Origin of the sequence: Flavobacterium sp. ov086 (genome assembly GCF_900187965.1) — a bacterium.
Lineage (GTDB): Bacteria > Bacteroidota > Bacteroidia > Flavobacteriales > Flavobacteriaceae > Flavobacterium.
This window is the reverse complement of record NZ_FZNL01000017.1, coordinates 104,468-119,588: the sequence shown is the minus strand read 5'-3', so window position 1 is coordinate 119,588 and position 15,121 is coordinate 104,468. Positions and strand designations below refer to the sequence as shown.

Below are 15,121 nucleotides of genomic sequence, written 5' to 3'. Positions count from 1 at the left end.
AGTTTTTTTTTTAATGCGGGGGTTATTTAACCGCAAAGTGCGCAAGGTTTTTTTTAATGCCGGGTATAGTAAAAACGCAAAGTTCGCAAAGCTTTGTATTGATTCTGCTTTGCGAACTTTCTGTTTTGTGAGTTTATTTAACCGCAAAGTGCGCAAGTTTTTTTTAAGTGCTGGGCTTTATAAAAACGCAAAGCAGGCAAAGTTTTCTGTTGATTTAGCTTTGCGTACTTTGCGTTTTGTGAACGTAACTATAGATAAAAACTTAGCGCACTTTGCGGTTAAATTATTTCGTTTCCCAAACCAACGACAGATAATACAATCCGCCAATTGAAGGTCCGCCAAGAATTGAAGTATAGGGTTTGTTTAGAATATTGGTTCCGCCTAATTTAGTTGTCAAACCTGTTTTTTTGAAGTTATAGTTTACTTGAGCATCCATTGACCAGTAAGCTGGAACAGTTCCTGAGACTAAGAAAGAAACATAATCAAAGTTGTTTTGATATCTCGCCGTTGCGCTTGCGCCGAGATTTTGCCAGATATTTTGCGCCATTAAAGTTCCGTTTACATTAAATTCAGGAGTATTAAAACCATCTTCAAGACCATCTTTATCATCAGTTCGATCGAGTTTTGTGTACGTAAGATTTGTTAGCGCCGTAAAAGTTTCATCGATTCGATATTTTAAACCTAAACTTGCTCCATAATTGTAGATTTTACTTTTGGAATTTGTCCAAAGTCGATATCTGTTTTGAGTGCTTTTGGAATATAAAGCTGTCGGAATTTTATTTGGATCTGTTGTATTTGGAATACTTGCTTCAACTTGCGCAATAAAGTTTTTATAAGAGTTGTAATAAAAATCAACATCAATAAAAAGATTTTTGTTCAAGGCCATTCCTCTAAAACCAAACTCGAAAGATTTTACAAATTCAGGTTCCAAATACGTGTATGGATTCTTTTGAATCGTGTTTTTATTCTTTTCAATAGCTTGTGCCTGAGTTAAACCATTTGTGTTTACATCAGTATTAACTTGCGCTTGAAATTTATCAATTGAGGCTTTGGTAAATGAATTTTCAAAAATGCCATCAGACATAATTCTTAATCCGCCAACACGTTTTACACCTCCGGAATTTACATTCGAAAAACCTTCGAAAATACTCGGAAAACGATAACCGGTTTGATATGATGCTCTAAAATTAATAGTTTCTTTTGGAGAATAAACAGCTGTAAATTGTGGAGTGAATTTAGTGTCAAAATAATCAGCTTTGTCCATTCTTATGGTAGCGCCCAACCGTAGTTTTTTTTTGAAGAAATCTTTCGTTAATTGTGTAAAAGCACCATGTTTTTGATAGGTTAAGTTTTTAGAAGCATTTACCGGATTGATAAAATAGTTTCCGTCAGGAACAATAATGTAGTTTCTGTAATCAAAACCGCTTAATAATTTGGTTTCAATTTTTTCGAAGAAACTCGAAAAAGCTTTATCCCAATTGATCAAACCTTCGCCATGAACCAAAGTCGATTTTACGCGTAAAGCGGCGCCAATATCCCAATTATTGATATTGACTAATTCATTTTTCTTTTCTTCATAAGCTACTGTTCCTGGTTCAAAACGCCCTTGATCAGATGAAGTTCTGGCTATTCTATGTGCATCGGCAACAGAAGCTCCGTTTGTTATTGCGTTTTTGTAAGCCGTCGAATAATCTGCAAACCATTTGTCATCAGATTTATAAGCCCGATCCATGTTTTCGGCAAGGGAACGCATATTGTATGAATCTCCCGTATTCTCAGTTGTTGCATAAGCTTTTACCTGAAAAATAGGCGTGTGATAATCAACCGAAAATTGATTTAAAGTATAATTGTCTAATCGGAATCTGTTTGAACGCTGATAAATTGTATTGATTAATACTGTTTTATAAGTTACGGCTAACTCATTTCCTTGTTTTGGACGGAAATAAAAACCAATATCAGCTTTGTAATTTTTAATGTCATAATCAGAAATATCCGTTTCGCGATACCCTGTTCTGGCAACGACATAATTTTTACCATTTAGATTTAAAGTTTTTCTATTTGCCGATTCATTTCCGTAGCCGTTCACTTCGTCGTAAGCCGGATTATCTGTACCAAATAAATTTGTGGAAGCATTTGCATTTGGAGCCAAATCCGTTCGATCATCAGCAACCCAATCTGTTCCTCCGGTTGTCGAAGCATTTATTTTGAAAGCTAGTTTTTCATTGAATGCTTTTGCGATACGCAAATTAAATTGAGAATACAATTTCGGCGAAAAGCGATCATTATTTCCAACGTGATTTACACCGGTCAATTGCTGGATACTAATGCCTTGATATTCAAAAGGATTTTTAGTCTGAATATTTGCCAGACCATTAATGGCGTTCATTCCGTATAAAGCGGCAGCAGTTCCCGGAATAATTTCGATTTTATCAATGTCGAGATCATTCGCACCAAGCGCATTTGCAATTGAAGCACCCAGATGAGGCGCCTGATTATCGATTCCGTCTACTAATTGAGCAAAACGGACATTGGTTGAATTGGCAAAACCTCTTGTGTTAATAACCTTAAAACCCAAACTTGGCGTTATAATCTGAACGCCTTTTACATTTTCAAGCGCTTCATAAATACTTGGTGAACCCATTTTTTTGGCTTCCGCCGATTTTAATTGTTCGATACTAATCGGAGATCGCATAATGTTTTCGGAACGGCGAGAAGCTGTAACTACAATTTCGTTCAGTTCTTCGCCTTTGATACTGTCTTGAGTTGTTTTGGATTTTTGGATTTGAGAAAAGCTTTTCAGGCTGATAAAAAATAGAAATAAGTATAGTTTTAATTTCATAATCTGATTTTGATTTTCAGTATGTTTTAAAATGAATACTGATAGTTAAAAAAAATGGTTTTGGTTATTTGGTTGTTTTTTTAGGAATGATAAAATGGTTTTAAAACTTTAGATTCTGAGTTTCTTTCAAAGCAAAGTCTTTAACGCGTTTTTCGATTTCATAAAAAACGATAATGGCTTTTTCTCCAGCTTCGGTTAATCTTGCACCACCGCCGCCTTTTCCTCCAAGTAATTTTTCTACCAAAGGAGATTCAGCACGCTGATTCATTTCTTCAACTAATTGCCAGGCTTGACGATAAGCCATTTTCATTTCTTTTGCAGCGTTTGTTATAGATCCCGTTTTTCTAATATTTTCCAATAGCCAGATTTTTCCAATTCCAAGAAAAGGACCTTCGGTTTCTTCAATCCAAAGTCTAACTTCAATAGAATATTTTTTGTTATTCCCCATTTGATTCTTTTAATGATCTTGTAAAAATAGGTATTGTAATGTAATATTTATTCTTTCTTTATGCTGGACTGAAGTCCAGCTCTACAATATTGGTTGTTCCTACGGAACTTTATATTGGATGATATATTGTTTTGAAATTTTTCATACAAAAGATTGTTTTCTAAGTATTACAATGTGAATATACGTATTTTTACGTAATTAAAAATACGTATGTTGTTATTTTATTTGTTTGTCAACGAAATAGCTTTGGTACAATCTGTAATAAATGTAAATTTGCGAACTTAATTAAGTGCCAAAACCTTAGAACCTTTGTCACTTAGAACCTTTGAACCTTTTTATAATGAAATACAATCCAAACGAAATCGAAGCGAAATGGCAAAAATATTGGGCTGAAAACCAAACTTTTGCTGCAAGTAATAATTCTGAAAAACCGAAACATTATGTGTTAGATATGTTTCCTTATCCATCCGGAGCGGGACTGCACGTTGGGCATCCGCTGGGTTATATTGCTTCAGATGTTTATTCTCGTTTCAAAAGACATCAGGGTTTCAATGTTTTGCATCCAATGGGATACGACAGTTTTGGATTGCCGGCAGAACAATATGCGATACAAACGGGGCAGCGTCCTGAGGATACAACTCGTGTAAATATTGATGGTGGAGTTGATAAAGAAGGAAAACAAATTGCAGGATATAGAAAACAATTAGATAAAATTGGATTTTCATTTGATTGGAGTCGTGAAGTACGTACTTCAAATCCTGATTATTACAAACATACACAATGGATTTTTATCCAATTGTTCAATTCATGGTACAATAAGAATTCTGATAAAGCTGAAGATATTTCGACTTTAGTTTCGATTTTCGAAAAAGAAGGGAATGCAAATGTAAATGCAGTTTGTGATGATAATATTGCAGGTTTTACGTCAGGCGAATGGAATTCTTTTTCGTCAGATGAACAACAAAAAATCTTATTACAATACAGATTAACTTATTTGGCAGAAACAGAAGTAAACTGGTGTCCTGGTTTAGGAACTGTTTTGGCAAATGACGAAATTGTAAACGGAGTTTCTGAGCGTGGTGGATATCCGGTTATTCGTAAAAAAATGACACAATGGAGCATGCGAATTTCAGCTTATGCAGAGCGCTTGTTGCAGGGTTTAAACGATATTGACTGGAGTGAATCTATAAAAGAATCACAAAGAAACTGGATTGGGAAATCGGTTGGTGCAATGGTGAATTTCCCCATCCTATCCTTCCCCGAAGGGGAAGAGAACTTGGAGTCTAAAAAAACTTTGGGTTATATGACAGGTGGAAATAATTCTCATTTATTGCTTGAAAGAGCTAAAGAAATGAGAAATAATCCGACCGAAGCGGAAAAAACATTGTGGTTACATTTAAAATCAAAAGGTCTTGAAGCTAAATTTAGACAACAACACTTAATAGATGATTTTATAGTAGATTTTGTATGTCTTTCAAAAAAGTTAATTATTGAAGTCGATGGAGGAATACATGATTCGCAACAAGAAGCAGATGCAAAAAGAACAGAAATTCTTAACGAAAAAGGCTTTAAAGTAATTCGTTTTAATAATAAAGAAATATTGAATAATATCGATAGTGTCTTAACTATTATTAAGCATGAATTGCTAAATGCTATAGATGTTCCCCCTTCGGGGGCTAGGGGGATTGATGTATTTACAACCAGACCTGATACCATCTTTGGAGTGACTTTTATGACTTTGGCGCCAGAACATGATTTGGTTGCAAAAATTGTAACACCAGAACAAAAAGCTGCTGTTGAAGCGTATATCGAAAAAACAGCAAAACGTTCAGAGCGTGAGCGTATGGCCGATGTAAAAACTATTTCGGGAGTATTTACAGGAGCTTATGCGGAACATCCTTTTACAAAAGAAGCAATTCCGGTTTGGATAGGCGATTATGTTTTGGCAGGATACGGAACTGGTGCTGTAATGGCGGTTCCTTGCGGAGACGAAAGGGATTATGCTTTTGCTAATTTCTTTAAAGGGCAGCAAGGTATGCAGGAAATCAAAAATATTTTTGCAAACGTTGACATTTCAGAAGCGGCTTACGGTTCTAAAGACAATGTTGAAATTGCAAATTCGGATTTCTTAAATGGATTAAATTATAAAGATGCAACTCAAAAAGTAATTGCTGAGTTAGAAAAACTTGGTCAGGGAACGGGAAAAACAAATTACCGTTTGCGTGATGCGGTTTTCTCTCGTCAGCGTTATTGGGGAGAGCCATTTCCGGTATATTATATAAATGGTTTGCCAAAGATGATCGATGCGCAACATTTGCCAATTATTTTGCCTGAAGTAGAGAAATATTTACCAACCGAAGATGGTTTGCCTCCGTTAGGAAACGCAGCTGTTTGGGCTTGGGATACAAAAAACAATAAAGTTGTCAATACAGATTTAGTAGATCATGTAACGATTTTCCCTCTTGAATTGAACACGATGCCAGGTTGGGCGGGAAGTTCATGGTATTGGATGCGTTATATGGATGCGCATAACGAAACTGAATTTGCAAGCAAAGAAGCTTTAGCCTATTGGGAAAGTGTTGATTTGTATATTGGAGGAAGCGAACACGCAACCGGACACTTATTGTATTCTCGTTTCTGGAATAAATTCTTAAAAGACAAAGGTTTTGCTCCAACCGAAGAACCATTCAAAAAATTGATTAATCAGGGAATGATTTTGGGAATGAGTGCGTTTATCTATGTTTATATGCTTAATTGTAAAACAAAAGAAGGTTATAATAAAGGAAATATGGCTATAGATGTTCCTTATCCTGTAAAGTTATTAGTTTCTAAGGCGTCTTATGAACAAATAATTTCTGGAATTGTACCTGATGAAGTTGAAAATTGGATAGAAAAGAAATATGGTGAAAAATCGGGTAGATCATTTGATGTTATTTGTTCTAATGAAAACGTTTTAACAAGACATGTTGATATTAGCTTATTGAAAGGAACTACTGATGAATTAAATGTTGAGGCATTTAGAGTTGATAATAGATATGATGATTTGAACGATGTTGTTATTTTGAATGATGAAGAAAAATATATTTGTAATCGTGAAGTCGAAAAAATGTCGAAATCTAAATATAATGTAGTAACGCCAGATGATATTTGTAATGAATATGGGGCCGATACATTACGTTTGTACGAAATGTTTTTAGGACCATTAGAACAAGCAAAACCTTGGAATACTGCTGGAATTTCAGGAGTATTTGGTTTCTTGAAAAAATTATGGAGATTGTATTTTGATGAAAATAATGGTTTAATCGTAAACAACGACGAGCCAACAAAAGACAACTTAAAATCATTACACAAAACGATCAAAAAAGTAGCAGAAGATATTGAGAGTTTCTCTTTCAACACTTCGGTTTCTCAATTTATGATTTGTGTAAATGAATTGTCGACTCAAAATTGTCATTCAAGAGCGATTTTAGAACCATTAGCGATTTTAGTTTCGCCTTATGCGCCACATATTGCTGAGGAATTATGGTCACAACTAGGGCATACAACTTCTATTTCTGAAGTAACTTTTCCTGTTTTTGAAGCGAAACATTTAGTGGAGACTAATAAAGAATATCCGGTTTCTTTCAATGGAAAAATGCGTTTCACAATTGAATTGCCTTTGGATTTAACCAAAGAACAAATCGAAGAAATTATCATGAAAGACGAAAGAACATTACGTCAGTTAGATGGTAAAACACCAAATAAAGTGATTATTGTTCCTGGAAAGATTATCAATCTTGTAGGATAAATAAAAATTCCAATCCCGATAGCTTCGGGATTAAAATTCCAAATTCCAAATTCCAATTTTACGATTGGAGTTTGGGATTTTTTTTTGCTCATATTTTTTTTTGCCACGAATTCACGAATTTAATCCTTCAATCTTTGTGGAGTTACTTGTGAGGATTTCTCGTTCGAAATGACAAGATTGCGGAGTTTCTTTGATTTTTTTTCGCCACGAATTACACGAATTGACACAAATTAAATTCGTGAAAATTGGTGTAATTCGTGGCAAAATTTGATCGTGCTCGAATTGGAATTTGGAATTTTAAAAAATTGAATTTTATTTTTTTTTCAAAAAATCTGTAACATTTTAAATCCTCTCGTATCCAAAAGGCGAATTAAATCATTTAACAACTTAAATCTATTAAAAATGAAAAAGTATATCATCTTAGTTATCGCCTTATTATTTTCAGCATTATGTTTAAATGTATTTGCACAAACAAAACAATATCCGTTTGAGGTTCTTAAAACCGGAAAAGGAAAACAAGCTATAATATTCATTCCCGGATTTGCTTCTTCTGGAGATGTGTGGAAAGAAACCAAAACCAATTTCGAAAAAGAGTATACCTGTTACACACTTACAATGGCTGGTTTTGCCGGAGTAAAACCTCAGGAAAACGCCAGCTTTAAAAACTGGGAAAACGAAATCGCTAATTATATAAAAGACAATAAAATCCAGAAACCAATCGTAATTGGTCACAGTATGGGTGGCGGATTAGCATTGGCAATTGCAGCAGATTATCCTGGTTTGGTTAGTAAAATTGTTGTAGTTGATGCGCTTCCTTGTCTGGCTGCTTTGTCTGATCCAACTTTTAAATCAAAAGAAAATAATGATTGTTCGGCAATGGTAACTCAAATGACGTCAATGAGCGATACTCAATTTTCTGATATGCAAAAAAAGATGATTCCAAGACTTTTAGCAGATACTTCAAAAGCTGAAATGCTAGTAGATTGGAGTGTAAAATCAGATCGAAAAACATTTGCCGAAATGTATTGTGATTTTTCTAATACAGATTTAAGAGAGAAAATTGCAGCTATAAAATGTCCATCATTAATATTATTAGAATCTTATTTTATAAATTTAAAACCTGCTATCGAAGGGCAATATAAAAATTTAAAAACCGGAAAGTTTCAGTATGCAAATAAAGGATTACACTTTATTATGTACGATGATACAGAATGGTATTTAGGACAGTTGAATAATTTTATTAAATCTTAAGAATGGAATTTGAAGAGATCTATAAAACGTATTGGGATAGAATATTCAGGCTTTGTATGGGTTTTGTAAACGATTATGCAATTGCACAGGATCTGGCTCAGGAAACCTTTGTTATTGTTTGGCAAAAGCTGGACACTTTTAGAAATGAATCAAGCATTGGGACCTGGATTTTTAGAATCGCGTCTAATAATTGTTTACGGCAGATTGAAAAAGAGAAACGTTTTCTTAAATCGGATTTGCCAATTAATCTCATTGAAGAAAAGCAGCAATCGCTGGAGCCACAAATTCAATTTTTGTATAAATGTATTGCCGAATTACCGGAAACGGAACGTATTATTATTTCGCTGGAACTCGAAGACATTAAACAAGCAGAAATTGCTAAGATAGTCGGGCTTTCAGAAGCCAATACAAGAGTGAAGATTCATAGGATAAAAGAAAAATTGACTCAAAAATTTAAAGAAAATGGACCACAATAACAATATAGACTTTAAAGATTTATGGAAAAAACAAACCGTAAGTCAGCCCAATATCGAAGATTTATTGGTGAGATTAAAGCAATTTAAAAAAGCAGGTTTGCACAATTTATGGATCACCAATATTTTGCTTTTTGCAACCTGTGCCTTCATTGTTTCTATCTGGTATTATTATCAGCCTGAATTTATTTCGACAAAAATCGGAATCGTTTTAGCGATTCTGGCAATGGTTATTTATTTGGGTTTTTATAATAGATTGGCTTCAGTTTATAAAGATATTGATACAACACAAACGAATCAGGAATATTTGCAAAAGCTAATTGAAATCAAAAGAAAACAACAATTTATGCAATCGACAATGCTGAGTTTGTATTTTATTTTACTCGGAATCGGGATTGGTTTATATATGTATGAATATGTAGTTAGAATGACGATTTTGGGAGCAGTTTTTACATATGGAATAACTTTACTTTGGATGGGCTTTAATTGGTTTTATATTCGTCCAAAACAAATTAAAAAACAGCAATCAAAAATCAATGAACTGATTGATAGATTTGAAGACGTCAACAATCAATTACAATCATAAAAGAAAAAGCTTTGTATTATCTACAAAGCTTTTTCTTTTTTTAACCTTCACCTTTATAAATTATCACGGAAAAAGATAAGGAGCAAGAGTTAGAACAATGATTCCGTCATTGTTTGTTTTTGCAGTAGTTTCTTTTACCACTTGTCCACCAACATAAATTTTAGCAGTTAATGTTTGGTCTTTTACGCCACCATGACCACCTGCGCTCATTGTTATGCCCTGAACACTTGCATCGACTGTAACTTCTTTAGTCCAAGGTAGTTTGGTAACATCTTCATTTAGCGGATTCCCGCCTTTATCAAAAAAAGTTGCGCTAAGTTCTCCAGTATAATTTCCTGTTATCTCATATTTTACATCTCTTGATGATCCTGGTTTGCTGTTATCATCGTCACTGCTGCAGGATACTGCTGTAAAAGCAAGAGTTAATACGATAGCAAGAGTTCTTAAAATTGATTTCATAATATTTTTTTTATTAATTAATATTCGTTTGAAACAAAATTAGATGCTTACAAAAGAGATGGCAATACCTGATAAAGTGTATTTTTAATTACCTGATATCAGGTAAATAGCACAATTTTTTTTTCAAACGTTTTTAATTTTAATAAATTTGAAAAAACCACAGTCCATGAAGAAAACTTACCTATTTCTGCTATTTCTACTTTTTTCGACCCTTTCTTATTCGCAGGTTATCCTTTCATTAGACGATGATAGAGTTTATATAGACAGCATTGCCGGAATTACTAAAAATACACATTCAGATAGTGTAAAAAGCCTTTTCAGTTTTAGATTGTCTAAGTTGTATTTGATGATTCAGGACGTTAATAAATCAAAAGAATATCTAAAAGAAGCCAACAGGTTAAAAACTAAATTCCCTTTTTTAAGAGACGCATCGATTTATTACAATTCGTATAGTTTTTTAGAAAAAGGTGATGCCGATGGTTTCGAAAAAGCATTATTAGAAGCTAATACTAAACTTAAAAAGTACAATAATACAGAGGCATTCAGGCTGCGTGCGATTATATTACAGAATTATGGTATTATGCAGCAGCGAAAGAATAATGAAAAAGGCTATATGAAATTATTGGTCAATGAAGCCATTCCAATTGCCAAGAAAAGTCAGGATTATGAACTTGTAAGTGCTTTGTACAAAGCGGTTGCAATTATTTTAATGAATAATAACGAGCGCCAGAAAGCAAGTGAATATTTGAAGGAAGCGCAGGATTATATCGAAAAAGCAACCAAAAGATCGCCTACACTCGTAGAGTCTAAAATGGAAACCTATATTATTAATGCCGAAAATCTGGTAGAACTGAAGCATTTTTATGATGCAAAAGAAGTATTGGATAAAGCATTTTCGAAATTGCAAAAATTCCCGGAATCGAATTTAAATGACTCTTATTTTTATTCAGAAGGAATATATTACGCAAAGCAAAATAAGTTTCCTGAAGCTTTAGTAAGTTTTGAGAAAGGAATTAAATCGGCAGAAAGAAATCAAAACCAGATTGCATTAAACAGATTAAAATTTGCAGAATATGAAGTGTTATTCAAATTGAAAAAATACGATAAAGCCAAAGGTAATCTGGAATATCTTTTAGAAAAAACACCATTTGTTGTAGATAAGAAGAATTATTACAATGAATTGTCAAAAGTCTATAATGTGACCAAAAATTATGATAAAGCTTATTTTTATTCGAACAAATACAATGTCATTAATGACAGTTTAAATAACACGAAGTTTAAAAGTGAAATCGTAGAGCTTGAAGCGAAATATAAAAAAGCCGAAAATGAGAAGATGATCACAGTGCTTCAATCGGAAAATGAAAAAGCAGCATTATTGGTCAATAATAATCGTCTGAATTCACTTTTACTTGCGGTTTTGTCGATTCTTTTGTTTCTGACGGTTTTATTTCTGTGGATATTGAATAAGAATCAGAAGAAGCTGAGTGTTCAAAAAGAGATCAATCATCAGCAAGAATTAACAGCGCTTGAAAATCAACAAAAATTATCGGTTTCAAATGCTTTAGTCGAAGGAGAAGAAGTAGAAAGAAAAAGAATTGCCAGAGATTTACACGACGGACTTGGCAGTATGCTCTCAGGCTTGAAAATTCATTTGAAACTGGCCGGAAATGAAAATGCTTTAAGCACTAAAGAAGTAGGTGTTTTATTGGATGATTCAATTAAAGAACTGAGAAATATTTCACAGAATTTAATGCCCGAAAGTTTGCTTAAACTGAGTTTAGAATATGCTTTGCGTGATTTATGCATGGCAAATTCAAACGTAAAAACGACTATTGAATTCCAGTATTTGATTAAAGAGTCTAATTTGCCTAAAAATTACGAGATTGTGATTTACAGAATTATTCAGGAGCTGTTGAATAATGCTTCGAAATATGCAAAAGCATCGCAAATCTTGGTTTCGTGTTCTCAGAATAAAGAAACTTTTTTTATTACGGTTGAAGATAACGGAATTGGTTTTAATGTCTCGGAAAACAGAAGCGGAATGGGATTGAAAAATATTAAAAACCGTGTTGAGTTTTTGAATGGGAAATTAGAAATAGAAAGTAGCGAAAATAAAGGAACGTCTGTTTATATTGAATTAAAAGTGAAAAAAGAGATTTGAAATGAGTAAGATTTATAAAACCGTAATTGTAGACGATCATCCCATTGTGATTTCCGGAATTTCCGGATTATTGTCTGATTTTGATGCTGTTGAGATAGTGGGGAAATTAGAATCGGGAGTTACACTTTTAGATTATATCGAAACAAACAAAGTCGATTTAATTTTGATGGATATTTTTCTGCCTGTTATAAATGGAGTGGATCTTTGTAAAACAATTAAACAAAAATATCCTAAAATGATCATTATCGGGATGAGCAGCCAATCTGAGAGAAGCTTGGTAATGCAGTTTATTCAGAATGGCGGTAACGGCTATATTCTTAAAAGCGCTTCGTTTGAAGAATTTAAAAGGTGTATTGATGAAGCAATTGATGGTGAAATTGTTTTTAGCGATGAGGTCAAAACGATTATCAGCCAGCCATTATCTGATGATTTAGACCGTATTCCGAGCTTGAGCCGCAGAGAAAAAGATATTACATTGCTGCTTTCAAAAGGCAAATCGACTCAGGAAATAGCCGACGAATTGTTTTTAAGTTTTCTAACAGTACAAACTCATCGACGTAATATTCTGCAAAAGTATAAAACCAAAAATGTAGCCGAATTAATTACTTTTCTGCTGAAAAATAACCTTTTAAATTAACAAAATCTTCTGAATGCCAAAATGACATTTTTTGAAATTGGTTCGTAAATTGCTGTTTGTTTTGTGACTTTAAAGTTCAATCAAAAAATCATATAAAATGGGAAGTGGATATTTAATTATTGCTGGAGCAATTATGTTATTCAGCTGGTTGGTGAGTTCAAAATTAAAAAGTAAGTTCGAATTATATTCTAAACTGCAACTTCGAAACGGAATGAGCGGTGCTGAAATTGCCGAGAAAATGTTAGCAGATAACGGAATCACAGATGTTCGTGTTATCTCAACTCCGGGTCAGTTAACAGATCATTATAATCCGTCAGATAAAACCGTTAATCTAAGTGAAGCAGTTTATAATCATCGTAACGCGGCAGCAGCAGCAGTTGCAGCGCACGAATGTGGTCACGCTGTGCAGCATTCCATAGGTTATGAATGGTTGACAATGCGTTCTAAATTAGTGCCAATTGTAAGCGTTGCCTCAAATTATGTACAATGGATTTTGTTGGCAGGGATATTAATGATTAGAACTTTTCCGCAATTATTGTTAATCGGAATAATCATTTTTGCGGCTACAACATTATTTACAATCATTACTTTGCCGGTAGAATACGATGCAAGTAACAGAGCGTTGGCCTGGTTAGAAAATAAACACATGCTGACACAAGAAGAACAGGCAGGAGCAAAAGATGCCTTAAAATGGGCTGCAAGAACTTATGTCGTAGCTGCAATTGGCTCAATCGCAACGTTGTTGTACTATATCTCGATTTATTCTGGAAATAGGAGGAATTAATGTGCTAATTAGAAAATTAGTCAATTAGATAATTTATAGCAAACCCGATTGGTTTTTGAAACCCTTCGGGTTTTGTTGTTTTAAGATTGTAGATAATTGTTCATCTATAGGTTGCAACGAATTATCAAATTATCTAATTGCCACATTATCTCATTATAATTGAATTTGCCTATCAATCTGCTGATCCAGCGAAATAAACGTCTCAGTTCTTGAAACACCCTCTATTGCTTGAATTTTAGTGTTTAAAAGCTGCATTAAATGTTCGTTGTCGCGACAAATGATTTTAATCAAAACAGACCAGTTTCCTGTGGTGTAATGACATTCCAGAACTTCGGGGATTTTTTTTAAATCTTTTACGGCTTCTGAGTTTCGGGAAGCTTTATCGAGATAAACTCCAATAAAAGCCATTGTATTATAACCAAGGACTTTTGGGTTTACGGTGAATTTTGATCCTGAAATTACGCCGGATTGTTCCAGTTTCTTTAAACGCTGATGAATTGCTGCTCCTGAAATTCCTATTTTGTTGGCAATTTGCAAAATTGGTTTTCGGGCATCATCCATTAAATAGCGAAGAATTTCTTTGTCGATACCGTCGATTTCGATTAAAAGCGAGTTGATTTTCATAACAGTTGTAATTTGAAACTAATTTTAGTTTTTTGGTTTGAGTTAGAAATCAAATTTAAGGATAAAACTTTAAAATATATGAAAAAATGAAGATTCGAATGAATTGTTTTTGCGTAGATTTTTTACTATTAAGATATTAAGTAAAGTTAAGCTTTGTCTTGTAATTGATATTCAAAGAGAATATTAAGCATTGCTTCTTAATTTTTCTTAATCTCTTAATGGTGAAATCTCAAAATACTGTAAAAAGAAAAATTCCAAATCCCAACAAGAAAGTTGGAATTTGGAATTTTTAATATTGTGATCTATAAAGAATTATTTTCCTTTATTTGCTTCGCTAATGTATTTTTCCAGAGCCATTGTCATAGAAGGAGTTTCAGGAGTTGGAGCAAGAATGTCGATTCTTAAACCATAGTCTAAAGCTTCTTTTTGAGTTGTGCTTCCAAAAACAGCAATTCTGGTTTCGTTTTGTTTAAAATCAGGGAAGTTTTTAAACAATGATTTTATTCCAGTTGGGCTAAAAAATGCTAAAACATCATAATAAACATCTGCTAAATCAGATAAGTCGCTCATTACAGTTTTATAAAACACAGCTTGAGTCCAGTCTACCTTTAAGTTGTTTAGGGTAACAGGAGCGTCTGCATTTAATTGATCAGATGCCGGAAGAAGGAATTTTTCGTCTTTGTATTTTTTTATCAATGGAGATAAATCAGCAAAGTCTTTTGCTCCCACGTAAATTTTACGTTTTCTGTACACCACATATTTCTGCAAGTAAAATGCTACTGCTTCTGATTGACAGAAATATTTCAATCCTTCCGGGACTTTATAACGCATTTCATCTGCTACTCTGAAAAAATGATCAACCGCATTACGGCTCGTCAAAATGATCGCAGTATAATGATTAAGATCGATTTTTTGTAATCTGATCTCTTTTGCATTAACCCCTTCCACATGAATAAATGGTCTGAAATCAATTTTTATTTTGTGTTTTTGTTGGAGCTCAAAGTAAGGAGAATTTTCCACTTTAGGTTCAGGCTGTGACACCAAAATTGTTTTCACTTTCATATTATAAACA

At 33.5% G+C, this 15,121-nt stretch carries 12 protein-coding genes; 7 read left to right on the top strand and 5 right to left on the bottom strand.

The window, feature by feature from the left end:
* Window positions 1–283 precede the first annotated feature (283 nt).
* Both CHB81_RS17970 and CHB81_RS17965 read right to left on the bottom strand, forming a co-directional pair.
* Window positions 284–2,839 carry a TonB-dependent receptor gene (locus tag CHB81_RS17970; RefSeq protein ID WP_089353227.1) on the bottom strand — a complete coding sequence of 852 codons (2,556 nt, stop codon included), beginning with the start codon at window positions 2,837–2,839 and terminating at the stop codon, window positions 284–286.
* A 100-nt stretch (window positions 2,840–2,939) separates the two neighbouring features.
* Window positions 2,940–3,287 (bottom strand): winged helix-turn-helix domain-containing protein, encoded by a 348-nt coding sequence (locus CHB81_RS17965; RefSeq protein WP_089353226.1) that lies wholly within the window; start codon window positions 3,285–3,287, stop codon window positions 2,940–2,942.
* 340 nt (window positions 3,288–3,627) lie between these two features.
* Between CHB81_RS17965 and CHB81_RS17960 the strand changes: the two genes are divergently transcribed.
* The 4 genes from CHB81_RS17960 to CHB81_RS17945 all read left to right on the top strand — a co-directional run bounded on the left by CHB81_RS17960 (window position 3,628) and on the right by CHB81_RS17945 (window position 9,384).
* Window positions 3,628–7,074: a DUF559 domain-containing protein gene (locus CHB81_RS17960; protein WP_089353225.1), complete on the top strand. Its 3,447-nt coding sequence runs from the start codon at window positions 3,628–3,630 to the stop codon at window positions 7,072–7,074.
* A gap of 402 nt (window positions 7,075–7,476) precedes the next feature.
* Complete coding sequence (locus CHB81_RS17955; protein WP_089353224.1) at window positions 7,477–8,325, top strand: alpha/beta fold hydrolase; 849 nt, start codon at window positions 7,477–7,479, stop codon at window positions 8,323–8,325.
* 2 nt (window positions 8,326–8,327) lie between these two features.
* Window positions 8,328–8,801, top strand: coding sequence for an RNA polymerase sigma factor (locus tag CHB81_RS17950; RefSeq protein WP_089353223.1), 474 nt, complete (start codon window positions 8,328–8,330; stop codon window positions 8,799–8,801).
* The gene (locus CHB81_RS17945) at window positions 8,788–9,384 is read left to right on the top strand and encodes a hypothetical protein (protein ID WP_089353222.1); all 597 of its coding nucleotides are present in this window, start codon (window positions 8,788–8,790) and stop codon (window positions 9,382–9,384) included. Before CHB81_RS17950 ends, CHB81_RS17945 begins: the two co-directional genes overlap by 14 nt.
* A gap of 63 nt (window positions 9,385–9,447) precedes the next feature.
* On the opposite strand, the gene CHB81_RS17940 is transcribed toward CHB81_RS17945, so the two are convergent.
* Complete coding sequence (locus CHB81_RS17940; RefSeq protein WP_089353221.1) at window positions 9,448–9,843, bottom strand: MmpS family transport accessory protein; 396 nt, start codon at window positions 9,841–9,843, stop codon at window positions 9,448–9,450.
* A 166-nt stretch (window positions 9,844–10,009) separates the two neighbouring features.
* Between CHB81_RS17940 and CHB81_RS17935 the strand changes: the two genes are divergently transcribed.
* The 3 genes from CHB81_RS17935 to CHB81_RS17925 all read left to right on the top strand — a co-directional run bounded on the left by CHB81_RS17935 (window position 10,010) and on the right by CHB81_RS17925 (window position 13,425).
* Window positions 10,010–12,004 carry an ATP-binding protein gene (locus CHB81_RS17935; protein ID WP_089353220.1) on the top strand — a complete coding sequence of 665 codons (1,995 nt, stop codon included), beginning with the start codon at window positions 10,010–10,012 and terminating at the stop codon, window positions 12,002–12,004.
* A 1-nt stretch (window position 12,005) separates the two neighbouring features.
* Window positions 12,006–12,641, top strand: coding sequence for a response regulator transcription factor (locus tag CHB81_RS17930; RefSeq protein WP_089353219.1), 636 nt, complete (start codon window positions 12,006–12,008; stop codon window positions 12,639–12,641).
* Window positions 12,642–12,738: 97 nt separating this feature from the next.
* Entirely contained in the window at window positions 12,739–13,425 is a 687-nt protein-coding gene (locus CHB81_RS17925; RefSeq protein WP_089353218.1) for a zinc metallopeptidase, read from the top strand.
* Between the two features lie 153 nt (window positions 13,426–13,578).
* On the opposite strand, the gene CHB81_RS17920 is transcribed toward CHB81_RS17925, so the two are convergent.
* Together CHB81_RS17920 and CHB81_RS17915 are read right to left on the bottom strand one after the other, a co-directional pair.
* Window positions 13,579–14,049, bottom strand: a complete 471-nt coding sequence (locus tag CHB81_RS17920) for an Lrp/AsnC family transcriptional regulator (protein WP_007811264.1) — start codon at window positions 14,047–14,049, stop codon at window positions 13,579–13,581.
* Window positions 14,050–14,361: 312 nt separating this feature from the next.
* On the bottom strand, window positions 14,362–15,111 hold the full coding sequence (locus tag CHB81_RS17915; RefSeq protein WP_089353217.1) for a uroporphyrinogen-III synthase: 750 nt from the start codon (window positions 15,109–15,111) through the stop codon (window positions 14,362–14,364).
* Window positions 15,112–15,121 lie beyond the last annotated feature (10 nt).

Excerpts from the sequence above, each read along its gene's own strand:
- CHB81_RS17965 (WP_089353226.1), bottom strand. The coding sequence starts at position 3,287 with ATGGGGAATAACAAAAAATATTCTATTGAAGTTAGACTTTGGATTGAA.
- CHB81_RS17970 (WP_089353227.1), bottom strand. The coding sequence starts at position 2,839 with ATGAAATTAAAACTATACTTATTTCTATTTTTTATCAGCCTGAAAAGC.
- CHB81_RS17960 (WP_089353225.1), top strand. The coding sequence starts at position 3,628 with ATGAAATACAATCCAAACGAAATCGAAGCGAAATGGCAAAAATATTGG.
- CHB81_RS17925 (WP_089353218.1), top strand. The coding sequence starts at position 12,739 with ATGGGAAGTGGATATTTAATTATTGCTGGAGCAATTATGTTATTCAGC.
- CHB81_RS17915 (WP_089353217.1), bottom strand. The coding sequence starts at position 15,111 with ATGAAAGTGAAAACAATTTTGGTGTCACAGCCTGAACCTAAAGTGGAA.
- CHB81_RS17955 (WP_089353224.1), top strand. The coding sequence starts at position 7,477 with ATGAAAAAGTATATCATCTTAGTTATCGCCTTATTATTTTCAGCATTA.
- CHB81_RS17920 (WP_007811264.1), bottom strand. The coding sequence starts at position 14,049 with ATGAAAATCAACTCGCTTTTAATCGAAATCGACGGTATCGACAAAGAA.
- CHB81_RS17935 (WP_089353220.1), top strand. The coding sequence starts at position 10,010 with ATGAAGAAAACTTACCTATTTCTGCTATTTCTACTTTTTTCGACCCTT.
- CHB81_RS17945 (WP_089353222.1), top strand. The coding sequence starts at position 8,788 with ATGGACCACAATAACAATATAGACTTTAAAGATTTATGGAAAAAACAA.
- CHB81_RS17940 (WP_089353221.1), bottom strand. The coding sequence starts at position 9,843 with ATGAAATCAATTTTAAGAACTCTTGCTATCGTATTAACTCTTGCTTTT.
- CHB81_RS17930 (WP_089353219.1), top strand. The coding sequence starts at position 12,006 with ATGAGTAAGATTTATAAAACCGTAATTGTAGACGATCATCCCATTGTG.
- CHB81_RS17950 (WP_089353223.1), top strand. The coding sequence starts at position 8,328 with ATGGAATTTGAAGAGATCTATAAAACGTATTGGGATAGAATATTCAGG.